A 23,691-nucleotide genomic window follows, 5' to 3' on the forward strand; every position below is an offset into this window, starting at 1 on the left:
TAAGAGACAGCGGGGGGTGGCGCACGGCGCGCCGCCCTCGCGCCCCACCGTGTGGGGGACTTCGCTTCTGGTGAAGTGTCCCTGGAATTCCACTCGTTCGTGGCCAGTTGTGATCAGTTGTGCACGCTATGTCGTACCAGGTCAGATGCGCGTACGACACACGGACACGGTCCGGGCCCGGCGTACCGCTGGCGCACGGCAGCGCTTCGATCACTCTCCGATAACTGGAACCGTCCCCGGGGCCGCCCCCGGGACGCCATGATGGTGCCCATGGCGGGACAGGGAGATGTGGCTGGCGTGACCGATCGGGTGCCGGAGTTCCCAGGTGAGGCGGAGGAAGAGGCCGCGCGCCAGGTCCTCGGGGCCGTCGGGGATCCGACCGCGGAGCAGGTCTCGCTCCCCAACCGCCCCGAATCCGCCCGGCTCGCGCGCCAGCTCGCGCACGCCGTCCTCACCGTGCGCTGGGCCCTCCCCTGCACCCTCGCCGAGAACGCGGTGCTGCTCGTGTCCGAGCTCGTCGGAAACGCCGTACGGCACACCGGCGCACACTGCTTCGGACTGCGCATGATGCAGCGCAGCGGATGGGTGCGGATCGAGGTGCGGGACCCCTCGCGGGGGCTGCCCTGCCTGCTGCCGGTGCACGACCTCGACACGAGCGGGCGCGGGCTCTTCCTGGTGGACACGCTCTCCGACCGCTGGGGCGTCGACCTGCTCCCGCGCGGCAAGACAACCTGGTTCGAGATGCGGGTCGCCGACCGCTAGCGCCCCGCAGGGGCGCGGGGAACTGCGCGGCCGGCCACAGATCACCCGCAGTCTGCGACGAAACAGCGCGGGGCAGGTCCGCCCCAGCACGCTGCCCGCTTCACCTCGCTTGCCGCCGCAACGCGTGGGTGAGCGCGGCCACCGAAGGGTGGAGGGCGCTCCCCGCGCGGTAGGCCACACCGATCCGCCTCCGCATCGCCACCGGCGTCAACCGCACGCCCTCCGGCGGGTCCACGGCGCCCAGCCGGGGCACCAGGGCCACGCCCTGCCGCGCGGCGACCAGCGCCAGCACCGTCGGGTACTCGTCCACCAGATGCCGGATCCGGGGCCGGAACCCCGCCGCCTCGCAGGCGCGCAGCGCCATCGTGTGGCACAGCGTCCCCCGCCGCCCCACGATCCAGGGCTCGTCCCGCCGGATGACCAGGGAGCCCCCGCGCGAGGCGCCGCCGGTGTCCGGCTCGGCCAGAAAGACCGGCTCCTCGCACACCGGCTCCGTCTCCACCCCGTCCTCCGGCTCGGCGGGGAGCAGGTCGTACTCGTGCACCAGCACCACATCCAGCTCCCGCGCGCGCAGCGCGTCCGGCACGTCGACCGCGTCCACCTCCTCCACCGCCGGCTCCAGCCGCGGATGCGCCACGGCCAGCGCGGCCAGCGCGGGCGGCAGCAGCGCGCGGGCCGCCGTCGGGAAGGCCCCGATGCGCAGCGGCCCCGTCGGCCCGCCCCGCGTCGCGGCCAGCTCCGCGCCCGCCCGCTCCAGCCGCTCCAGTACCGCCTCCGCGTGCGCGGCGAGCCGCTGCCCCGCGGGGGTCAGTACGACGCGCCGCCCGGTGCGCTCCAGCAGCGGCACCCCCGCCTCCCGCTCCAGCGCCGAGAGCTGCTGGGACACGGCAGAGGGCGAGAAGGCGAGGGCTTCGGCGACGGCGGCGATGGTGCCGCGCAGCGCCAGCTCCCGCAGCAGCCGCAGCCGTCTCACATCGAGCATCAGCTCAGCTTACGCTCTGGCGTGGAAACGTGAACTGGACCCGAACAGCACGCGCCCGGCAGGCTCACGGTCATGACGACCGCATCGGACCTCACCGGCATCCATGTCCCCCTGGTCACCCCGTTCACCGCCGACGGCACGGTGGCCGCCGACGCGCTCGCCGGGCTGGCGCACTCCGCGCTGGACGCGGGCGCCGCCGGCATCGTCGCGCTGGGAACCACGGGCGAGGCCGCCGCGCTGGACGCGGCCGAGCGGCGCACGGTGCTGGACGTGTGCGGCGCGGTCTGCCGGGAGCGGGGTGCGCCGCTGACCGTCGGCACCGGCTCCAGCGACACCCGCGCCACCGCCGAGGCGCTCCGCGCGCTGGAGCGGGACGCGCCGGACGCGTCGTACGCGCTCGTGCCCGTACCGCCCTACACCCGGCCCGCCGAGGACGGCGTGGTGGCGCACTTCGCGCACGTCGCCGGGCACAGCCCGGTGCCGGTGCTCGTGTACCACATCCCGTACCGCACCGGGTGCGCGCTGTCCGCCGCAGCGCTGCGGCGGCTGGCCGGGGTGCCGGGCGTGGCCGGGACGAAGCTCGCGCTGGGCGGCGTGGACGGGACCGCCGTGGACCTGCTGGCCGATCCTCCGGCCGGGTTCGCGGTGCTGGGCGGCGACGACCTGTTCGTCTCGCCGCTGCTCGCGCTGGGCGCCCCGGGCGGCATCCTCGCCGCGGCCCATCTGCGGACGGCGCGCTGGGCCGAGCTGGCGGCGGCGTGGCGGGCCGGGGAAGCGGACCGCGCCCGCGCGCTGACCGGGCCCCTGGTCCGGCTGGCCCGCGCGCTGTTCGCCGAGCCCAACCCGGCCGTGACCAAGGCGGTGCTGCACGCCCAGGGGCGCCTGCCCAGCCCCGCCGTCCGGCTGCCCCTCCTCCCGGCGGGCGACGCGGCGGTCCGGGCGGCGCTGGAGGCGTACGAGGCCGCGGCCTGAGCGGGCCGTACCGCACGGCGTCACGCCCGGGGAGGAGGGCCGGGCGGGGCGTACGCCGCTGGGTGGCGGCGGCGACGCGCCCGGCGACTCCAGTCGGGGCCGGCCCGGCTGCCGCGCTGAGCCCCCGGGGGCCTCCTGCCGGGCCCGGACTGCCCCTTGCTGTCGCGTCGCAGGGCGCGGTCGCCGTGGTCGCGCGCGCAGTTCCCCGCGCCCCTCATGGGGCGGTGCAGGCCGCCTCCGGTTCCCGGCCCGCGAAGCGGTCGGCCAGATAGTCCAGGGACTCCCGGTCGGCGGCCTGGATCGGCCACAGGTGGTCCTCGACCGGGGCGCGGCCGCCGGTGTCGTAGGTCTTCCAGGTCAGCCGTACGCCCTGGGCGCAGTACTGCTCGTGGAGCCGCTCGGCCTGCCCGTAGGCGACCAGGCCGTCCTGGGTGGCGTGGTACTGCAGCACGGGTACGTCGAGCGCGGTGCCGGGGCCGAGCGTGTTCTCGGTGTAGCGGGCGACCCACGCGGGGTCGGCCAGCGGGCTGCGGGTGGTGTAGTCGGCCAGCCGCTTGCCGCCGTAGTCGTTGATCAGTTCCAGGGCGCAGGCGTCCTCCTCCAGCGCGGCGAAGGCGGCGCGCCCCGCGTCGTTCAGGGAGGCGTCCAGGTCCAGTTCGGGATAGGCGTTGTCCAGTCCGAGCAGCGCGTTGAGGAGGAAGCCGGAGCCGGGCTGCCCGTTCAGCGCCAGGGCCACACCGACCAGGTCCGCGGGCACCCCGCCCGCGACGATGCCGGTCAGCTTCAGCTCGGGGGCGTACTCCGGCTGGAACTCCCCGGCCCACAGCGCCGCGCCGCCGCCCTGCGAGTAGCCGCGGAAGGCGACCGGGGCCTCGGCGGAGAGGCCCGCCTCGGGCAGCCGCTGGGCGGCGCGTACGGTGTCGATCAGCGCGGGGCCCATGGCCTTGCCGACCACGTAGCTGGTGTCCGGCCGCGGCCGGTAGCCCTCGTAGTCGGTGACGGCGATGGCGTAGCCCGCGCGGAGCATGCCGTTGAGCACCCACTGCTCGTACAGGGCGCCCTTGGCGATCATGCGCGAGGGGGTACAGCGGAACGCCGGGCCCTGGGTGCCCGGACCCCAGCCGACCACGGGCGCCGCGGCCGGGTCGGTGCCCCGGGGCACCAGCACCGTGCCGGTGACGGCGGACGGTTCGCCGAGCGCGTCGGTGGAGCGGAACATCACCTGCCAGGTGTCCGCCAGCCGCCGCGGCGTGGGCTGCGCCGGCTCGATCTTCCGGGCCCGGATGACATCGCCCGGCTTCCCGGCGGGCAGCGGGTCCGGCGGCTCGTAGAAGTCGTCCGGCGGCAGCGCGGCGGACCCGGGCGGGGCGGGGGCCGCGGCCCCCGCGGTGGTCGCCCAGACCGCGGCCGCCAGCAGCAGCGCGAGCGCGCCCCGCACGGTCGGCCGGGTGAACAGGGCCTGCATGATCGTCTCCTTCGTGGTGGTGGGGCGTGCGGGCGGGTCAGCCGCGTCGGGCGATCACCCGGTAGGCGTTGGAGAACCGGGTGCGCCGCACGAGCGGGGCCAGCAGCAGGTCGAGCCCGTAGGCGAGCAGGATCAGCGGCAGCGCGGCCAGCGCCAGGGCGCCCCGCGCCACCCGGGCCGCACGGCCCGGCGGCCGGGGCAGCCAGGGCTGGTCCTCGGCGGGCAGCAGCGGGTTCAGCCAGAACCACGTGGCGCACACCAGGTCCACGGGGATGTGCTGGTCGCCGCGGACCGAGGCGGCGACCACGGTGAAGCCGAGCCGCTCCAGCTCCACCCGCAGATTGCCCAGCGGCACGAAGTGCAGATGCTGCGGCTGGAACCACGGCATCCAGCGCCGCCCCAGCAGCCGGGAGAAGGGCGACTCGGGGTTGGGCACCTCGATCAGCAGGTGGCCGCCGGGCCGCAGCGCGGTGTGGGCCGCCGCGAGCTCCGCGCCGGGATCCGGGGTGTGCTCCAGGTAGTGGAACATGCTCAGCACGTCGTAGCGGTCCGCCAGCTCGTCCGCCAGCTCGGTGAGCCGGCCCCGGTAGGCGCGGGTGATCCGGCCCTCCTTGACGGCGTGTTCGACGCTCTCGCCCTGGTCCAGGCCGTGGAACTCGGTGTCCGGCAGCAACCGGCGGGCCGCCGCGCAGAAGTGGGCGTGTGCGGTGCCGACGTCCAGCCAGCGGCCGGGCGCGGCGTGCTCCCGCAGCGCGCGGGCGCTGCGCCGGAAGCGCTTCTGGCTGCCCCCGGCCTCGAACATCTTGGCGGTGGACTCCGCGCCGAGGCCGTCGTAGAAGTCCCGGTAGTAGAAGTCCAGGCCCTCCTCGCTGAGCCGCGGGTTCTGGAAAGTGTGCCCGCAGTCCCGGCACTGGTCCAGGACGAAGGCGCCGGGCTTGCCCTGCACCCAGTCCCGGGTGCGCAGCCGCTGCCGGGGCCGCCGGTCCGAGCGGCACCACGGGCAGCCGGCGGCGCGGGGCAGGAAGAAGCGGTCGGTGCCGCCGGCGAGTTCCGCCTGGTAGTCGGGCCGCAGCGCGGCTATCAGGGCACCTCGGGATGCTGCTGGCATGGCTGTTCCTCCTCGTCATGGGCGAGTTCCTGCAGCCGGGCCGCGGCGGCGGGTGCGCCGCCCGCGGCCCGGAAGGACGCGCGGACGCGGCGCGCGGCGGCGGCGTGCGAACCGTCGTCGAGCACCCGGTCCAGCGCGGCGCCGACACATGCGGCGTCGGCGCGGGCGAAGCGGATCCGGACCCCGGCACCGGCCCCGGTGACCTGCGCGGCGATGGCCGGCTGGTCGTCCCGGATGGGCGCGACGACCAGCGGTACGCCGTGCCAGAGCGCCTCGGTGACGGTGTTGTGCCCGGCGTGGCAGACCACGGCGTCGGCCATGGCCAGCAGGTCGGGCTGCGGCACCGCCGTGCGGACCAGGACGTCCCCGTCGCGGTGCCGGGACGCCGCGGGGAGGGCGCCCGCCGGGTCCGCCACCACGGCCCGCATCCGGTCGGACCGGTCCCGTACCGCGCTGACGCACGCGGCCAGGAACCGGCCGCCCAGCCCGGTGTTGGCGGTGCCCAGCGTGACCAGCACCAGCCGCCGCTCCCCGGAGCGGCCCACCCAGTCCCAGTCGAACGCGGGCAGGGCCGGGCGGCGTCCGAGCGCCGGGCCGACGAAGTGGAGCGGACCGGCGTCCCGCGGCCCCGGGCCGACCAGCTCCTCGGTGGAGAACACCAGGGTCTGCAGCGGCGAGTAGCGCGGGTCGTGCCGCGCGCCGGGGGCGCCCAGCTCCGCGCGCAGCCCGGCCAGCAGGCTGCTGATCCACTCCGCGACCCTCGGCAGCCCGGACAGGCTGCCGGACAGCTCGGCCGAGGTGGTGCAGGACGTGACGAACGGCACCGCCAGCCGCTCGGCGACCAGCGCACCGGCCACAGTCTGCTGGTCGGCGAAGATCAGGTCGGGGCCGAACTCCCGCACGGCGGCGGTCACTCCGGGGGCCATCGCGCGGGCCAGCGGGGCGAGGAAGTCCTGCCACAGGTATCTGAGCGCGGCGGCGCCCCGCAGGTCCCGCGGGCGGTCCGCGATGTCCGGCGGCCCGGCGCACGGGTGGACCTCCGCGCCGGGGCCGAGCAGCCGGGCCAGCGCGTCCGGCTGGCCGGCCCAGGCCACCCGGTGTCCGCGGGCCGCCAGTTCGGCGGCCACGGCGGACGCGGGGTGCACATGCCCGGTGAGGGGCGGTACGACGAAGAGGAACCGGCTCATTTCGGATCCCCTTCGGCTGAATCCGGGGAGGGGGTGCCACGGGGTGCCGCGGCGATGAAGTGCAGGGCCAGCTCCGAGACCTGGTCTGCCGCTTCGACCAGCACCGAGTGCTTGTGGCCCGGCACCACCGCCACCCGGCAGTCGGGGAGCAGCGCGGACAGCCGGTCGCTCTCCGCGCCGACCAGCCCGTCCTGGCCGTTGATCAGCAGCACCGGGCAGCGCAGGGCCGCCAGTTGGGCGTCCGTCAGCGCACGGCCGGTGTGGATCTCCCGGGCGATGCCGGTGGTGCGGATCAGGCGCGCCGCGGCCCTGCCCAGGCGCCGGACGTGTGCGTCGTGCCGGGGGTCGCCCCGCCGGGTGGAGGAGACGGTGCCGTACTGCTCGACGAACCAGTTCAGCGCCTCCTCCTCGGGCAGCGTCTCGGTCGCCGTGCGCAGCGCCGCCGCCATGGTCGCGGCCCACTCCCGGGTGGCGGGGCCGGACTCCACCACCGTCAGCCCGGCCACCCGCTCGGGATGGTGCACGGCGAAGTCGAGCGCGACGGTGCCGCCGAAGGAGTTGCCCACCAGGTGCACGGGGCCCGGCAGCCGGAGGGCGTCCAGCAGCGCCGCCAGGTCGGCGGTGAAGTCGGCGACGGTGTAGCCGCGCTCGGGACGCGCGCTGCGGCCGTGGCCGCGCAGGTCGTACATCACGGCGTCGCAGCCGGCGGCGGCGAACTCGGGTCCGAGGGTGAAGTAGTAGCTGGCCAGGCTGTCGATGAAGGCGCCGTGGACGAGGACCACGGCGGGCGGGTCCGCGCCGTGGGGCCCGGCCCCGGCGGCGGGCAGCCGCTGCACATGGTGGTCCACTCCGTTGGCCATGACCCGGGCCATCCGTCAGCTCCCCTCGGCGAGAGCGCTGCGGACATGGGCGACGATCCGGCCCACGGTCAGCTCGATGATCTCGTCGAGCTCCAGCCCGGCCAGGTACTCGGCGAGGTTGACGCGGGGCCCGTACCACTCCTCCAGCCGGGCGGACAGGGCCACCAGGTCGATGCTCTCCATCTCCAGGTCGTCGCCGAGGGTGGTGTCCATGCCGATGTCGGCACCGATATCGGCACTGGCGTCGGTGTCGGTGCCGGTGTCGTCGTCCAGCACGCCGGCGATCATCTGGGCCACTTCGCCCAGTACGGTCCGCTCGTCGGGCGGCGCCGGGGCGCCGCCGGCGGTTCCCTGACTGGTGTTCACGCTTCGCTCTCCTCGGTGGGGTCCGGCGCCGCGGTCCACGCCACGACGTAGTTCCTGCTGGGGGCCCGCGGGGCGCTGGTGGCCACGGCGGCGCAGCGCACCCGGTGGGTGTGGTGCGGGGTGCCGACGGTCAGCCCGTCCGGCGCGGCCTCCAGCACCCGGAAGTCGCGCGGCCTGCCGCGCAGCCCGCTGCCCTCCGCCTTGGCCGCCGCCTCCTTGGCGGCCCAGAAGCGGGTGAACCACCACGCCGGGCCGTCCCCGACGGCGGCGGACAGCTCGGCCAGCAACGCCCGTTCGCCCGCGCCGAGCGCGACCGCGTGGGTGGCGTCGCCGCGTTCGGCGACCTGCTCGATGTCGATGCCCACCCCGGTGTCCGGGTGAACCCGGGCGCTGCGCGGCCGGGCCAGCGCCACCGCGGCCTCGGCGCGGTGCGCCAGCGACAGGTCGTACTCCGGAAGTTCCCGCCCGTGCAGCCCGACCGCGTACGGGCGCCCGGCGCCGTCCGAGCGGATGCCGATCTCCGCGGGGAAGACCGGGCCGGCGCCCCGCGCCCACAGCCGCTGCCGGACGGCGTCCTTGGCGGCGATCCGGCCCAGCAGCCACTGGCGTCTGCCCCGGGGCGGGTGGGCCGCGTACTCCGCCCGCTCGGGGCCGTTGAGATGGGTGTGCATCACCAGGTCGCGGGATGCCAGGTCCGGCCAGTCGTCCCGCAGCAGACACCAGCCGCCGGGCCGCTCCTCGGACAGCCCGCGGTACTCCGGGTAGCCGCTGGAGCAGCGGGCGCTGGGCACGGCGAACCGGCGGTCCTGCCAGCCGGAGACCTCGGCCCACACCCGTCCGTCACCGGTGGTGAGGCTCATGTCGGCGGTCACCGTGGTGCCGGTGACGGAGGTGATCCGCACCCGGCACTCCAGCCGGGTGCCGGGCGCCGGATGCGGCCCGAAGAAGCGGATGCCGCGGATCCGCACCGGGAACATGACGTTCCGCTCGGAGCGCCGGGCCAGGATCCAGTAGCCCAGCAACTGGCCCGCGCTGTCCAGCAGGGCGCCCGGCGCCGCGGGCGCGACCAGCAGCCCGCGCACCTGGCGGGGGCCGATGCCGAGCAGTTCGCCGACGCCCTGGAAGGCGGGGCCGTGGAACATCCAGCGGTCGGAGTAGAGCTGCGCGGCCGTTAGCTCGCACGGATCCTCGACGGGCTCCGCCCCGGTGACGACCGGCGGCCTGCCGTACGCGGCGGACAGCTCGACCGTGGCGCGCGCGTAGGGCCCGCAGGAGACGGCCAGCCGGTCCGGGCCGTCCCGGTCGGCGGCGACCGGCACCTCGGCCGGCGGCAGCGCGGTGAGCCACTGCTCCAGGCGCAGCTCGTGCACGGCGACCGCGCGGCGGCCGGGCGCGGCCCGCTCCGCTGCGCGCACCATGTGGTCCAGCAGGGTGGTCGCGGGTACGACAGGGCGCCGGTCGGCGAGTTCGGGCCAGCCGGGGCGCTGCGGCACGAAGCAGTGGTCGAGCAGATACGGCATCTCCTCGACGCCGACCCGCAGCGTGGTCCGGTTCGGGGGGCCGGGGAGGGGCTGCCCCTCGTGGTCCGTCGCGGTCCGCGGGTGAGTTCGTGGCTGGTCGCGCAGTTCCCCGCGCCCCTTCGGGGTGCCATCTTGAGGCCGCTCCGGGACGCGCCCCGTCAGGGGCGCGGGGAACTGCGCGCTCAGCCCGCGATCACCCGCGGACCGCGACGCGCGGGCAGGGGCACCCTCCGGTTCGGCCCCCTCCCGGGCGCGGAACAGCGCGGCGGCCGCCTCCGCGGTCTCTGCCAGCACGGCGTCCAGCTCCGCGGCGGCCGGATGCCGCGCCGCCAGGGCCGCCAGCTCCCGGGAGCCGGAACCGGAGCCGGAACCGGAGCAGGGCGCGGCGCCGAGCGCCGCCCGCAGCGTGCCGGCCAGCTCGTCCCGCGCGGACGGCGGCAGCGAGACGAGGCCGCTGCCGAGGTCCAGCCGTACCGGCGCCGCCGCGGTCTCCCGGGGCCTGGCCGAACCGGTGGCCAGCGCGCGCCAGTCGGGCGCCTCCGAGCCCTCCGCCCACAGCGCGATGGCCACCCCGTACAGCTGGGCGATGCCCCCGCGCCGCGGGGAGTGGGCGGACACGGCCAGGTGCTCCCGGCCGTGCAGGGTGTCCCCGACCAGGGACGCCAGCGCCCCGGCGCCCACCTGGACGAAGGCGCGGAACCCGGCGGCGTACAGCGACTCCGCCAGGGCGCGGAAGCGCACCGGCTCCAGCAGATGCCGGACGAACAGCTCGCGCACCCCCTCGGCCGAGTCGGGGAACGGCGCCGCCGTGGTGCCGGACCACACCGGTACGAGCGGCGGCACCCGCACCGGGGCCCGGCGCACTCCCGCCGTCAGCGGCTCCAGATAGGGGGCGAGCATCGGAGTGTGGAAGCCGGAGCGGAACGGCAGCGTCCGGGTGATGACCCCCCGCGCGCGGAACTCCGCTGCCAGCTCCGCCACCGCGGCGGCGGGCCCGCAGACCACGCACTGCCCGGGGGCGTTGTCGTGCGAGAGCACGATGTCCGCGCGTCCGGCCAGCGCCGCCTCGACCCGCTCGGCGGGGGCGCCGAGCGTGGCGAAGACGACGCCCGGCACCTGGAAGCGGTCCGGGTCGAAGCCGTCGAGCAGGGCGTCGGCTGTGGCGTCGTCGTAGAGACCGCCGGAGAGCATCGCGGACCACTCGCCGATGCTGTGCCCGGCCACCGCGTCCGGCACGATGCCGCAGCGGCGCAGCGCGCCGTCCAGCACCCGGCCCACGGCCAGCACGCCCACCCCGTGCCGCGCCACGTCGGTGACCTCGGCAGCGGCGTCGCCGCCGGGCGGGAGCGGCAGTCCGAAGTGCGCGGCCACCTCCGCGACGCGGGGTGCGAACTCCGCCTCCAGGCCCGGGAAGAGGAAGGCCAGCCGGCCGGCCCCCGCGCTCCCGGCACGGTGCGGGGCCAGCAGCGGGGCCGGGCTGAACCACACCTCGCCCCGGCCCCGCCAGGGGCGCCCGGAGGCCACCGCGCGGCGCGCCAGCGCCAGCCGCCGGGCGTCCGGTTCGACGACGCCGAGCCGGGGCCCGCACCGGCCCGCGCCTCCCGTCCGGGCGGTGTCGGACAGCACGGTGCTGTCCGGCACGGTGCTGTGGGCGCCGGGGGCCACGGCACGGGCGGTGAGCGCGGCGTCGTCCGCCTCCAGGGCCCTGGCCAGGTCCTCGACGCCGTCGGCGGCCAGCCGCAGCACCCGCACCGGCTCCCGCACCGACGCCGCGGGGCGGGCGTCCGGGGCCTGTTCGAGGACCGCGTGCGCGTTGATGCCGCCGAACCCGAAGGCGTTGACGGCCGCCCTGCGCACCGGCCCCGGCCAGGGCTCGGCGGCGCGCAGGGGGCGGAAGCGGGTCCGCTCCAGCGCGGGGTGCGGACGGTCGCAGTGCAGGGTGGGCGGCAGTACGCCGTGGTAGACGGCGAGCGCGGCCTTGACCAGCCCGGCGACGCCCGCCGCCGGCATGGTGTGACCGATCATCGACTTCACCGAGCCGATCGCGGGGCCGGTGGGGCCGGAGCCGAAGACCTCGGCCAGCATGGCGAGTTCGGCGGCGTCGCCAGCCGGGGTGCCGGTGCCGTGCGCCTCCAGCAGGCCGAGCGACCCGGGTGCGCGGGGGTCGAGCCCGGCCCGCCGCCAGGCCAGCCGCACCGCGCGGGCCTGCCCCTCGGCGTCGGGGCTGAACAGGCTGGCGGCGCGTCCGTCGGCGGCCACCCCGGTACCGCGTACGACGGCGTAGATCCGGTCCCCGTCCCGCCGCGCGTCGGCCAGCCGCTTGAGGACCACCACCCCCGTGCCCTCGCCGATCAGGATGCCGTCCGCCTCCTGGTCGAACGGCCGGGCCCGCCCGCTCCGGGAGAGCGCGCCCAGCTGCGCGAAGACGCTCCACAGGGTGATGTCGTGGCAGTGGTGCACCCCGCCTGCCAGCATCACGTCGCAGCGCCCTGAGCCCAGTTCGCCGATCGCCTGGTCCACCGCGACCAGCGACGAGGCGCAGGCGGCGTCCACCGTGTACGCCGGGCCGCGCAGGTCGAGCCGGTTGGCGACGCGCGAGGCGGCCAGATTGGGCACCAGTCCGATCGCGGACTCCGGGCGCCCTGGGCCGAGCTGCTCCTCGAAGGCCCGGCGCACCCGCGTCAGCTCCCCGGGCCGCAGCTCCGGCAGCAGCTCCCCGAGGGTGCGGGTGAGCTGGTACGCGGTACGGGTGCGCTGGTCGTGGCGTACCTGCGCGGGGGTGAGATAGCCGCCGCGCCCCAGCACCACCCCCACCCGGTCCCGGTCCGGGAGCCGCCCGGCACCACCCGCGTCCTCCAGCGCGCGGGCCGCCACCGAGAGGGCGATCAGCTGGTCGGGGTCGGTGCCCGGCACCGCGTCCGGCATCACGCCGAGGCCGGTCAGGTCGACCCGGGCCGGCTCGTCGACGAAGCCGCCGCGCCGGCAGTAGACCGGGTCCGGGTAGTAGCCGGGGTCCCAGCGGCCGGGCGGCACCTCGGTGATCGCGTCCACCGGCGCGGTCAGATTCGACCAGTACGCTTCCAGCCCTGCCGCCTTGGGCAGCAGCACCGCCATCCCGGTCAGCGCGACCGGCACGGCCCGCGCGGCTCCGGCCGCCCGCCGGCCCGTTCGCCTGTTGCCCGCTCGCCCCGGCATCCCGTCCGTCACCAGCCCGGCGCTGCCAGGACGACGGCGGACAGCTCCGGGTCGCCCCAGGCCAGTTCCCGCAGCAGCGCCCGTACGCCCTCGTCGGGGTCGATCAGCTGGACACCCCGGCGGGCGAAGTCCCGGCCGAGCGCGGCGGAGACCATCCCGCCGTGCCGGCCCGAGGGGGCCCAGGGCCCCCAGTGCACGGTCAGGGCGCGGCGCCCGGTACGCCGTGACCAGTCGCTGCCGAGCTGCTGCAGCGCGTCGTTCGCCGCGGCGTAGTCGCACTGGCCGCGGCTGCCGAGCACCGCGGCGACCGAGCCGAACAGCACCGCGCCGCAGGGCGGTTCGGGCAGCTCGGCGACGGCGTCCAGCAGATGGCGGGCCCCGTCCACCTTGGTCTGGTACACCCGCTCGAAGGAGGCCGGGTCCTTGTCCGCCAGCAGCCGGTCCTCGATCACCCCGGCGGCGCACACCACCAGGTCGACCCGGCCGTGCTCGGCGGCGATCTCCTTCACCGCGCGCCGCACCGCCTCCGCGTCCCGGGCGTCCACCCCGTGGTAGCGGGCCGGGCTGCCCGCCTCCCGCAGCTCCTCCAGCGTGGCGGCCACCTCGCGGCGGGCCAGGGTCCGCGCGACGGTGCGCTCGATCTCCGCCGGGGACCCCCCGCCCGCCGCGGCCAGCGCGGCGCGCAGCGCGGCGGCGTCCGGGGCTCCGGCACCCGCCGCCTCCTCGGGCCCGGCGGGCTGCGGGGTCCGGCCGAGCAGTTCGAGGCGGCAGCGGGCGGCGCGGGCCAGGCCCAGCGCGCAGCGCGCCGTGATCCCCCGGGCGCCGCCCGCCAGCACCACCACGGAGTCCCGGTCCAGGCCGAGCGTCCCGGCCTCCACCGCGCCGCTGCCGCCCGGCCCCGCGCCGGTGCCGCCCGCCGCCCACGCCGGCTCCAGTGCGGCCTCCACCGGCGCCGGAGCGAACCGGCCCGCCGCCGTACGCACGACGACCGGCGCCCGGTCCTGTGCGGACAGCTCGTCGAGCACGGCACCGGCCAGCTGCTGGGCCGAGCCCCAGACCGCACCGGGCTCCAGCCGCACCGCCCGCGCCAGCGTGTCCGGGTGCTCCCGGGCGACGGTACGGAACAGCCCGTCGATGCCCGCGCCCGCCGCGGCGTCCCGGTAGGCGCAGATCAGCCAGCGGGGCCTGCTGCGCAGCGCGGACTGCACGACGGGGAAGAGATCCGGCAGCAGTGGCGCGCAGGCGTCCCCCGGCCCCTCCGCGAGACCGGACAGGAGGCAGACGCCGTCGAAGGAGCCGCCCTCCTCCGTGCGGGGGAGGCCCTCCGCGAGCACGGCCGGCCGGGCCCCGCAGGCGGACAGCGCCGCCGCCAGCGCGGTCGCCGCCTCCCCGCCGCCGAGCAGCGCGAAGCGGCTGCCGTCCAGCGAAGCGGTGGCCTCCGGCACGCCCAGCGCCTCGGTGCGCAGCACCATCCGCAGCGGTGCGGCTTCCACAGGGGCCTCTGCCGGGGGTGCTGCCGGGGGTGCTGACGGAGGTTCCGCCGGGGTCTCCACCGGGGTTTCCGCCGGGTCCGGCGCGAGCCGCTCGGCGAGCCAGGAGGCGATCGCCGCGGCCGTACGCGCCCGGGACAGCTCCTCCAGCTCGTCGTCCCCCAGGGACGCGGCGGCGGTGGAGCCGCCCAGCCGGGCGGCGAGTTCCCCGGCGATCTCGGTGCGCTTGATGGAGTCGACGCTCAGCTCCGCCTCCAGGTCGAGATCGGGCTCGATCATGTCGGCGGGGTAGCCGGTGCGCTCGCTGATGACCTCCAGGACGGTGCCGCGCACCGCCTCCGCCGAGAGCGCGCCGCCCACCGCGTCCGGCTCCGGCTGCGGTGCCGTCTCCGGTGCCGGGTGCCGGTGCCGCGCCGCGGCCGGCTCCGCCGGGGGGAGCGGGACGGGGGCGGTCGGCGGCGGCGCGGCGGCCCCGAAGCGGGCCAGCAGAACGTCCCGCTGAGCGGCGATCATCTCCCGGCCGCTGCGCAGGAACTCGGTGATCAGCGCGTCGCGGTCCGCCCCGGCGGGCGGCGTTCCCTGCTGTCCGTACGGCGTCACGGTGGCCTCCAGGGGGATGCGTCGGGCGGGCCGCAGCCCGCCGGGTGGGGGATGTCCTTCCGCGTCCCGGACCAGGTGTCCGTCCACGGTCCAGCCCGGGGCCCGGCCGTCCGGGGCCCGCTCGGCGTCCACGGTGCGGCGCCCGTGGAAGAGCCAGCCGGTCCGTACCGGGAGTCCGGCGACGGCCAGCCGGGCCAGCGACTCCAGCAGGCCGCGCAGGGCCGTACGCGTGAAGCCCCCCGCGCCGGAGTGGGGCGCGAAGGGCAGCGCGGTGTGCGGGCGGTCCGCCAGGATCCGGCCGACCAGGCCGGTGAGCACGTCCCCGGGACCGGCCTCGACGAACACCCGCGCGCCGGCCCGGTACATGGCCTCGATCTGCTCGGCGAACCGCACCGGCGCGCCGATCTGGGCCGTCAGTTCGGCCCGGACCGCGTCCGGCTCCGCGGGGTAGACCGCGGCGGTGCGGTTGGCCCACACCGGGATGCGGGGCGTCCGTACCCGTGCGGTGCCCAGCGCCTCGGCGAACCGCTCCCCGGCCCCGGCGACCAGCGGGCTGTGGAAGGCGCAGGACACCGGGAGGAGCCGGGCCCCGTGCCCGGCGGCGCGCAGCGCGGCGACGGCCTCCCGCACCGCCCCGGCGGGCCCGGCGACGGCGGTCTGCCCGGGGGCGTTGTGGTTGGCCACGACCACGGAGGCCGGGGAAGCGCTGCCGGTGCCGTCGGTGCCGTCGGTGCCGTCGGTGCTGCCGGTGCCCAGCCCGGCGGCTGCCAGGGCCCGGCCGGTCTCCTCCGGCCCGGCCGCGACCGCGGCCATGGCCCCGGGTTCGTCCCCGGCGGCGGCCAGCACGGCCTCGGCCCGCTGTTCGCTCAGGCCGGGCAGCTCCTCCGGGGCCAGCGCCCCGGCGGCGCACAGCGCGACCAGTTCCCCGTAGGAGTGCCCGGCGGCCATGTCGGCCCGGACACCGGCGCGGGTGAGGAGTTCGAGGACCGCCAGGCTCGCGATGCCCAGCGCCGGCTGCGCGTGCCCGGTGTCCATGAGCCGCTCGGCACCCCCGTCCCCGTCCCGGTCCCGGTCCCGGTCCCCGGGGCCGAAGGCGGTGGGCGGGTAGAGCGCGGAGGCGTGCGCCGCGCCCTGCTGGAGGGGGTGCTGCAGCTCGGGGAAGGCGATCAGCAGGGCGCCGCACATGCCGGGGCGCTGGCTGCCCTGCCCGGGGAAGAGCAGGGCGACCCGGCCGGCGTCCCCTGCGGAGTCCGCGGCGGGGACCGCGCCCTCGCCGTCCCCGGCCCGCTCCGCCAGGAACACCCCGGCGCCGGGGTCGTGGCCCCCGGCGAGCGCCTGGCGCAGCAGCTTCCGCAGGGTCGCGCTGTCCGGCGCGACGACGGCGATACGGACCGGATACGGGCGGGCGTCCGACCGGCGGGCCACGGTGGCCGCCAGGTCCCGCAGCCGCAGCCGCCGCGAGCCCGCTCGCGGCGGCTGCGGCTGCCGCCGGGGGCCGGGCGCCGCCGTGTCCCCCGTGCTGTCCAGGAGGTCCAGCAGCCGCTGCACCTCCTGGCGGGCCGCCGCCGCGTCCCGGCCGCGGAAGGTGAACAGCTCGGCGGGCCACTCCCGGTGCCCGGACGCGGGCGGCGGCCCGCCGCGCGGCGGAGCGCTCAGCACGACATGGAAGTTGGTGCCGCCGAAGCCGAAGGCGCTGACCCCGGCGACGCGCTCCCCGGGCGGCGCGGCCCACGGCCGGGCCTCGGTGTGGAAGACGAACGGGCTGCTGCCGGGCCGCCAGGCCGGGTTGGGCCGCTCCAGCTGCCGGGTGGGCGGCAGCACGCCGGTGTGCAGCGCCATCGCCGCCTTGATCAGACCGGCCAGCCCGGCGGCGCACTTGGTGTGTCCGATCTGGGACTTCACCGAGCCGAGCGCACACCGGCCCGGCGCGGCCCCGGCGTCCGCGAACACCTCGGTCAGCACCGACAGCTCCGTGCGGTCCCCGGTGACGGTGCCGGTCCCGTGCGCCTCCACCAGACCGACAGCCGCCGGGGAGACCCCCGCCGTGCGGTAGGCGCGCTCCAGCGCGGCCCGCTGCCCCTCGGGGCGCGGCGCGGTCAGCCCCTGGCCGCGTCCGTCGCCCGCGCTGCCCACGCCCCTGATCACCGCGTAGACCCGGTCCCCGGCGCGCTCGGCGTCGTCGAGCCGCTTGAGCGCGACGCAGGCCACGCCCTCGCCGAGCGCGATGCCGTCGGCGCCAGCGTCGAACGTGCGGCAGCGGCCGGTCGGGGACAGCGCGCCGACCGAGGAGAACATCAGATAGTCGTTGACGCCGTTGTGCAGGTCGGCGCCGCCGCACAGCACCAGGTCGCTGCCGCCCTGGACGAGTTCCTTGCAGGCCAGGTCCACGGCGGCCAGCGAGGAGGCGCAGGCCGCGTCCACCGTGCAGTTGGCCCCGCCCAGGTCGAGCCGGTTGGCCACGCGTCCGGCGATGACGTTGGCGAGCATGCCGGGGAAGGAGTCCTCGGTGAGCGTCGGCAACTGGTCCGCCAGCTCCGCCGGGATGCCGGAGGCGTACGCGGGCAGCACGGTGCGCAGCGTGGTGGCGTTGGCCAGGTCGCTGCCCGCCTCGGCCCCGAAGACCACCGAGGTGCGTGCGCGGTCGAAGTCCCCGTCGCCGAGCCCGGCGTCGTCCAGCGCGCGGCGCGCGGCCTGCAGGGCGAGCAGCTGGACGGGTTCGATGCTGCCCAGGGACGCCGGGGGGATCCCGAAGGCGAGCGGGTCGAAGGGGACGGGAGGCAGGAAGCCGCCCCACTTGGAGACGGTGCGGTCCGGGCTGCCGCCCGCCGCCCGGTGGTCGCCGGTGCCGAAGTACACCGCGGGGTCCCAGCGCGTGGCGGGCACCTCGGTGACCGCGTCGGCTCCGGCGAGGATGTTCGCCCAGTAGGCGTCCAGGTCGGCCGCCCCCGGGAACACGCAGGCCATGCCGACCACCGCCACATCCACGGGCCGGGGCGCGGAGCCGCGGGCGTCTGGGCTGTCCGCGTGCTCCGGGGCTGTGGCGGCGCGCTGCCGCAGGAACGCGTCCGCGCCCTCGGTGACCTCCCGGTGCAGCGCGGCCAGCGTGGTGGTGGCCGTGCGCAGCACCGCGACCTGCCCGGCCATGAACATGCCCTCGGCCAACTGCCGTTCCTCCGCCACGGGGGACAGCTCGCCGCCGCGCCGCTCGACGCCCTTGCTGGCGATCCGCAGCCGCCCCACGTTCAGCCGCTCCAGCCGCTCCAGGGCGTCCCGGTCGGGCAGCCCCGCGTCGCGCAGCCGCGCCCGTGCCGCGCCGAACTCCTCGGTGAACGGGCTGGGCACACAGCGGGTGGCGTGCCCCGGGGCCGTCCGCAGCAGCACCGTGCGGTCGGCGCCGACGACCTGACGCTGGAACTGCGGCCGCACGGCGCCGCAGTCGACGGCCTCCTCGGTGAGCAGGTACGCGGTGCCCATCAGCAGCCCGACGGCCGCCCCGCGCGCGGTGAGCGGCGCCGTCAGGGCCCGGACCATGGCGGCCGACCGGGCGTCGTGGATGCCGCCGGCGCACAGGATCTCCAGCTCCCCGGCGTCGCCGGGGCGTTCGCGCAGATGGTCCGCGAGCACACCGAGCTGGGCCTCCCACAGCGCGAAGGCGTGCAGCGGGCCGACGTGGCCGCCGCACTCCGCGCCCTCGAAGACGAAGCGCCGCACCCCGGCGGCCAGGAACTGGCGCAGCAGCCCGGACGAGGGCACATGGACGAAGGCCGCGATACCGGCGGCCTCCAGCGCCGCCGCCTGCGCCGGCCGGCCCCCCGCGAGCACGGCGTGGGTGGGGCGGATCTCCCGTACGGCCGCCAGTTGCGCCGCCCGGGTCTCCTGGTCGGCGAAGCCCAGGATCCCCACGCCCCAGGGGCGGCCGTCCAGCGCGTCCCGGGTGCGGACGAGCAGTTCGCGGGAGTGCGCGCCGTCGGCCAGCGCGAGGGCCTGGAAGGGCAGCCCGCCCGCGTCCGCCACGGCGGCCGCGAACCGCGGCTGGTCGCTGACCCGGGTCATCGGCCCCTGCCCGATGGGCAGCCGGGTGCCGGTGGGCCGCACGGTGCCGTTCGGTGCGTCCGCCGTGTCCGGTTCACCTGGTGTGTCTGGTGCGCTCGGTGCCGCCGTCGCGGCGCGCAGCGCGCGCAGCGCGGCCGGCACGGTGGCGAACTCCGCCGCGAAGCGCGGTGCGAGGGGGCCGTCCTGTCCTGCGGGCAGCGCTGCCCGGTGGGGTGTGCCGGGCCGGGGCTGCCCCTGCCGCAAGGGATATGAGCCCCGCGCCCGTTCCGGGCGCGGCTCCGACGCGGGGTGCGGGACGGCCGCGCGCAGCGCCGCGCGTACCGTCTCGGGCAGGGTGGACTCCTCCAGCAGGGCGAGCTGGGTGTCGAGGACGACTCCGGCGGCGCCCCCGGCCACCGCGGCGGCTGCCGTGCGCACCCCGATACCGCCCCAGGCCCACACCGGTACGCGCAACTCCGGGTCGGCGGTGAGCTGCTGCAGCAGCAGAAAGGTGCCGAGCTCGCCTGCCCGGCCGCCGCATTCACCGCCCCGGGCGAGCAGCCCGGCGGCCCCGGCCGCCACGGCCCGGCGCGCCTCCGCCAGGCAGGTCACCTCGGCCAGCACCCGGTGGGTGCGGCACAGCCGCTCCGGATCCCACGGGGACGCGGCGGCGGGCGGCGGGCGGCAGTCCAGCAGCACGGTGTGCGGCCCGGCGTCCCCCAGAGCGGCCAGATCGCCCGGTGTCAGCGCACAGCCGGGCGCGGCCCGTACGCCGTACCGTCCGGGCAGCCACCGCGCCAGCCGGTGCAGCTCCGCACGGGGGTCCGGGTCGTCCGGGTCGTCCGGGCCGGGGCCGAGGTCCAGGACGCCGAGTCCGCCGGCCCGGCTCACCGCGCCGGCCAGCCGCGCGTCGGCCATTCCGAACGGGCTCACTCCGATGACGGTTTCCGGGCTCACTGGGGAAGGGGGCATGGCGCTCCGCATCGTGGTCTGCGCAGCGGGCTGCACCGCTGCGCGGGGTGGGGGATACCGGAACTTGCGCGGCCGCCGGGAATTTCTGGTGGCCCGGGGAAAGTAACGAGCGAATTCCGAAAGGGTCAAGGAGCGCCGGACGCGGTGAAACCGGAGTGCTCAGGACGCTGAGCACTTTCGGTGCGGGGGTTGTCATCCCGGTATGGCGGCAGAGCCCGGTGCTATGACCCCGCCCGGAGCCCGTCGTACGCCGCCGCGTTGTGGATCCCGGATGAGAGGGGCCGCTCCGGTGCTCACCGCGCTGACAAGGAATTCCGGACGGAGAAAGAGTGCCGGGCGCCGCTGTCCGCTCCCTTGACCCCTGGCCTACCTGTCAGTAATTTTCGGGCTCGAAACATTCGGGCACGGTCCGCGTAACGCGCTCGTGCCACCGAAGACGCCCCCCCTTTTTTCTTCCTGTACCGACCGGGCATTCCGCTCCGGAATGGAATCGGATATCTGCGCGAAAGGTGCCTCAATGGGAGCCCATGGAACCAGATCCCGCGTACGGTCCGCGCTGGCCGCCGCTGCCGCCACCGGCCTTGCGGCCGGGATGCTGAGCGCGGCCGGAGCAGGCGTCGCCGCCGCCGAACCGGCGGAGCTGCACCAGGAGTACAGCTGTACCTTCCCGCTGATCGGCGGGCAGCCCATCACCATCGACATCAGCGTGGACCTCCCCTCCGTGGTGGAGGTCGGCGAGACCGTCCCGCCGTTCGACATCGCCGCGGTCTCCACCGTGCCCAAGGCGGCGGCCGACGGGATGGTGCTGGTCGGCGGCAAGACCCTGGAGGGCACGGCCATCGCGGACGTCACCGTCGACTCGCCGCAGGGCGGCCTGGACGTCAAGGTGCCCAACGACATCGAGAAGACGGACATCCCCAACCCGACCCGCGACTTCGAGGTCAACGCGAGCGGGAAGTCGCCGCAGCTGCAGTTCGGTCAGCCGGGCGAGGGGAAGATCCACGTCAACGGCATCCGGATGACGGACATGCAGGTCCGGGACGCCAACGGCGAGATGATCGTCTTCCCCGGCTTCCCGGACGGTCCGTTCGACGCCGACTGCAAGATGACCTCCTCCGACACCCTGCTGCACAGCTTCACCATCAAGGACGGCGGCGGCACCGACCCCTCGGACCCGCCCGATCCCGGCACCGACCCCGCCGATCCCTCCGACCCGTCGGACCCGACCGACCCCGGACCCGATCCGACGGACCCGGGCGGCGACCCGACCGACCCGGGCTCGTCCACCGGGAACCAGGACCTCAACACCTCGGTGAAACCGGATGGCCAGGGCGGCGCGCTCACCATGACCCAGGCCGGGGACACCGTGCGGATGTCGCCCGTCACCGAGGGGCAGGGCGGCAACTCCACCGGAGATCTGCAGACGGTGACGGTCTCCGACTCCCGCGACGGGACCTCCGGCTGGTCGCTGACCGGCAAGGCCACCGACTTCAGCGGCGCCGACACCATCAGCGCCGAGAACCTCAGCTGGGCTCCCGCCTGCACGGCGGCGCCGGGCTCGGCCGGCTCCTGCGTGCCGGGCACGGACGGGGTGGTGGGCACCGAGGGCGCCACCCTCGCCACCTCGCCCGACGGGGAGGACAGCGGCGGTGAGTTCACCGTCGGCGCGGGCCTGGACCTGGAGGTCCCGGCGGACGCCGCGCCCGGCGACTACGCGTCGGTGCTCACCCTCACCCTGACCTGACCTGACCCCAGCCCGATCCCCGGTGGGCCGGACGCCTCCCTCGGCGGCCGGTCCACCGGCCCTTTGCCCCAGGGGGCCCGATGCGCACGTACGCCCTGCCCACCCCAGCCGTTCTGCTCGTTCTGCTCAGCCTGCTGCTCGGCGCACTCGCCGTCCCCGGCGCGCCGCACGCGCACGCCGCCGACAACGGACGCTGGGCCGTCTTCCCCGCCAAAGCCACCGAGGAGCGGGCCGTCCAGGGGGCGGGGAAGCGGGCGGTGTTCCGGCTCCGGGCCGATCCCGGCGCCACCCTGCGGGAGAAGGTGACCGTCGCCAACCGCGTGAACCGGCCCATGACCTTCCTGCTCTACGGCGCGGACGCGCACAACACGCCACGGGACGGCGGGTTCGCCGTACGGACCCACGCGGAGAAGCAGCGGGACGTGGGGAAGTGGACCCGGCTGAAGCACCGGGAGGTCACCGTGCCCGCGCGCGGCGAGAAGACGGTGCCCTTCGCCGTCGAGGTCCCGGCGAAGGCCGAGCCGGGCGACCACGCGGGCGCGGTGGTCGCCGTCGACAAGCGGGTGGCCAAGGCCAAGGGCGCCGTGGGCGTCGGCGTCCAGCAGGCCGTCGGCAGCCGGATCCATCTGCGGGTGAACGGCGAGCGCACCGACCGGCTGGAGGTGCGCGACGTGCGCTTCGACTACGCGACGCCGCTGCTGCCCGGCTCCGGCCAGGACGCCACCATCGGCTACACCCTCGCCAACACCGGCAACACCATGCTCCGTCCGCAGGTCGACATCAAGGCCGCGGGCCTGCTCGGACGGCGCCCCTTCAGCACCACCGGCAAGAAGCTCCCCGCCGAACTGCTGCCCGGCCAGCGGGTGGAGGTGACCCAGAAGTGGTCCGGCCCTCCGCTGGTGGACTGGGGCACGGTGCGGGTGACGGCCAGCGACCGGGACGGCCGGATCGTGGAGAGCGGCAGCGACGGCTATCGCACGGTCAGCTGGTGGCTGCTGCTGGTGCTGCTGGTGCCGGTGGCCTGGGCGGCCGGGCGGCTGGTGCGGCGGTGGCGCCGCGGTCGTTCGTGAGCGCCGGGAGTGTGCCGGGTCGGGGCTGCCCCTTGCTGCGCGTCGCAGGCTGCGGCTGGGCTGTGGCTGGTCGCGCAGTTCCCCGCGCCCCTGACGGGGCGCCCCGCCAGGGGCGCGGGGACGTGTCTCCCCGCGTCAGCCGGTGCGGACGGACCCCCGTGAGGCGTAGTAGCAGGTCGCTATGCCGCCGGCGCCGAGCGCCCCGGACGCGGCCAGCAGGACGCCGACGGACGACGTGCCGGTGGAGGCCAGCTGACCCCCCGCGCCTCCGGTCCCGGATCCGCCGGCCGCTTTCGGGTCGTCCTTTGCCGTATCGCCGCCGCTCGCTGCACCGCCACCGCCCGAACCGCCGTTCGCCTCGGGCCGTACCGAGGTGTTGAGATCGGTGCCGCCGTCGCCCGCCGCCACCGGGGCGGCGCCTCCGCCCGTCCCCGCGCCGCCACCGGTGTCCCCGCCGCCCGGCGACCCGGACGAGCCCGAGGAGCCGCTGCCGGCGGAGGTGGTGGCGGAGCTCGTTCCGCCGGCCGTGCCGCCCGGCTCCGGCTCGGTGACCTTGATCGTGTGCAGCGTACGGTTCTGGTCGCCCGGGTCCAGCGTGCACTCCGCCGTGAAGACGTCCCCGTACGGCGGGAGGTGGACCGGGGCGCCGGACGCGTCCCGGGCCGTCAGCTTCAGGGTCAGCTGGTCGACGTCGATGCCCGCGGTGCCGGTCTCGTCGAACCCGATGGAGGGCGCCTTCCCCGAGGCCGAGGTGTCGAACGCGGCGGCGGGGGCGGGGATGCCGGTCTTCTGCACCGTGTTGGGCACCTGGACCAGCAGCCGACCGCCGCTCGGCAGCCGCACGCTCACCTCGGCCGTCGCCACCCCCTCCAGGGTCTTCACACCCACCAGCGCCAGGGCGCCCGCGGCGCGCTCGCTGACCGTCGCCACGGACTCGATCTTCAGTTCGCCGGTGTAGTCGCCGGCGGGCAGCGAGGCCGGCATGTCCGAGGAGATGGCGATCTTGATCGGGTCGGCGCCGATCAGCGGGAATTCGCAGGAATACTCCTGGGTGAGGGTGACCGGAACCGCGGTCGCACTGCCGGCGCCGGCCGCCCCGGCGAGGGCCGCCATGCCCAGCGCCGCGCCCGCCCTGACCATTCTCCGTCGAGCTTTCATGGGTCCGCCTCTCGCAGGGCCGTGCCAGGGAATACGGTAGGGACGGCACCAGAAAGTACTGACAGGTAATCTATGGGTCAAGATGCCGTGTGTGCGGTCCTTGTGAAGGCCCGGAAATTGCTCAGCTGAATGCGAGTGCGATCTTTCTGTTGCTCACCGGGGCCACAAGAAGCAGAGGTCGCTCCGTTTTTTCGGTCGGGGCGCCGAG

Annotated in this window: 13 protein-coding genes; 4 read left to right on the plus strand and 9 right to left on the minus strand. The window is 76.5% G+C overall.

The window, feature by feature from the left end:
• Nucleotides 1-270: 270 nt before the first annotated feature.
• Nucleotides 271-762 (plus strand): ATP-binding protein, encoded by a 492-nt coding sequence (locus G5C65_RS04950; RefSeq protein WP_241265554.1) that lies wholly within the window; start codon nt 271-273, stop codon nt 760-762.
• Nucleotides 763-862: 100 nt separating this feature from the next.
• Here the strand turns inward: G5C65_RS04950 and G5C65_RS04955 are convergent, their stop codons facing one another.
• On the minus strand, nt 863-1,744 hold the full coding sequence (locus G5C65_RS04955) for a LysR family transcriptional regulator (RefSeq protein ID WP_165297372.1): 882 nt from the start codon (nt 1,742-1,744) through the stop codon (nt 863-865).
• 72 nt (nt 1,745-1,816) lie between these two features.
• Here G5C65_RS04955 and G5C65_RS04960 point away from each other — a divergent pair, with 72 nt between their 5' ends.
• Entirely contained in the window at nt 1,817-2,716 is a 900-nt protein-coding gene (locus G5C65_RS04960) for a dihydrodipicolinate synthase family protein (RefSeq protein ID WP_165297373.1), read from the plus strand.
• A 214-nt stretch (nt 2,717-2,930) separates the two neighbouring features.
• Here G5C65_RS04960 and G5C65_RS04965 read toward each other — a convergent pair whose 3' ends face one another.
• From G5C65_RS04965 to G5C65_RS04995, 7 genes are read right to left on the minus strand one after another with little or no spacing between them, the layout of a single operon-like run.
• Nucleotides 2,931-4,181 (minus strand): lipase family protein, encoded by a 1,251-nt coding sequence (locus G5C65_RS04965; RefSeq protein WP_165297374.1) that lies wholly within the window; start codon nt 4,179-4,181, stop codon nt 2,931-2,933.
• A 37-nt stretch (nt 4,182-4,218) separates the two neighbouring features.
• Nucleotides 4,219-5,289, minus strand: coding sequence for a class I SAM-dependent methyltransferase (locus tag G5C65_RS04970; protein WP_165297375.1), 1,071 nt, complete (start codon nt 5,287-5,289; stop codon nt 4,219-4,221).
• Complete coding sequence (locus tag G5C65_RS04975) at nt 5,262-6,476, minus strand: glycosyltransferase (RefSeq protein WP_165297376.1); 1,215 nt, start codon at nt 6,474-6,476, stop codon at nt 5,262-5,264. Before G5C65_RS04975 ends, G5C65_RS04970 begins: the two co-directional genes overlap by 28 nt.
• A complete protein-coding gene (locus tag G5C65_RS04980) occupies nt 6,473-7,348 on the minus strand; it encodes an alpha/beta fold hydrolase (RefSeq protein WP_165297377.1) in 876 nt (291 codons plus the stop codon). The genes G5C65_RS04975 and G5C65_RS04980 overlap by 4 nt, the downstream gene beginning before the upstream one ends.
• A 3-nt stretch (nt 7,349-7,351) precedes the next feature.
• Nucleotides 7,352-7,702: a phosphopantetheine-binding protein gene (locus tag G5C65_RS04985; RefSeq protein WP_165297378.1), complete on the minus strand. Its 351-nt coding sequence runs from the start codon at nt 7,700-7,702 to the stop codon at nt 7,352-7,354.
• Nucleotides 7,699-12,417, minus strand: a complete 4,719-nt coding sequence (locus G5C65_RS04990; protein WP_165297389.1) for a type I polyketide synthase — start codon at nt 12,415-12,417, stop codon at nt 7,699-7,701. Before G5C65_RS04990 ends, G5C65_RS04985 begins: the two co-directional genes overlap by 4 nt.
• An 8-nt stretch (nt 12,418-12,425) precedes the next feature.
• Complete coding sequence (locus G5C65_RS04995; RefSeq protein WP_165297379.1) at nt 12,426-19,511, minus strand: type I polyketide synthase; 7,086 nt, start codon at nt 19,509-19,511, stop codon at nt 12,426-12,428.
• 517 nt (nt 19,512-20,028) lie between these two features.
• On the opposite strand from G5C65_RS04995, the gene G5C65_RS05000 reads away from it, so the two are divergent.
• Complete coding sequence (locus G5C65_RS05000) at nt 20,029-21,255, plus strand: DUF6801 domain-containing protein (RefSeq protein WP_165297380.1); 1,227 nt, start codon at nt 20,029-20,031, stop codon at nt 21,253-21,255.
• 80 nt (nt 21,256-21,335) lie between these two features.
• Nucleotides 21,336-22,325, plus strand: coding sequence for a WxL protein peptidoglycan domain-containing protein (locus tag G5C65_RS05005; protein ID WP_165297381.1), 990 nt, complete (start codon nt 21,336-21,338; stop codon nt 22,323-22,325).
• Nucleotides 22,326-22,460: 135 nt separating this feature from the next.
• On the opposite strand, the gene G5C65_RS05010 is transcribed toward G5C65_RS05005, so the two are convergent.
• A complete protein-coding gene (locus G5C65_RS05010) occupies nt 22,461-23,483 on the minus strand; it encodes a DUF6801 domain-containing protein (protein ID WP_165297382.1) in 1,023 nt (340 codons plus the stop codon).
• Nucleotides 23,484-23,691: the final 208 nt, after the last annotated feature.

Origin of the sequence: Streptomyces boncukensis, assembly GCF_011045075.1 — a bacterium.
Lineage (GTDB): Bacteria > Actinomycetota > Actinomycetes > Streptomycetales > Streptomycetaceae > Streptomyces > Streptomyces boncukensis.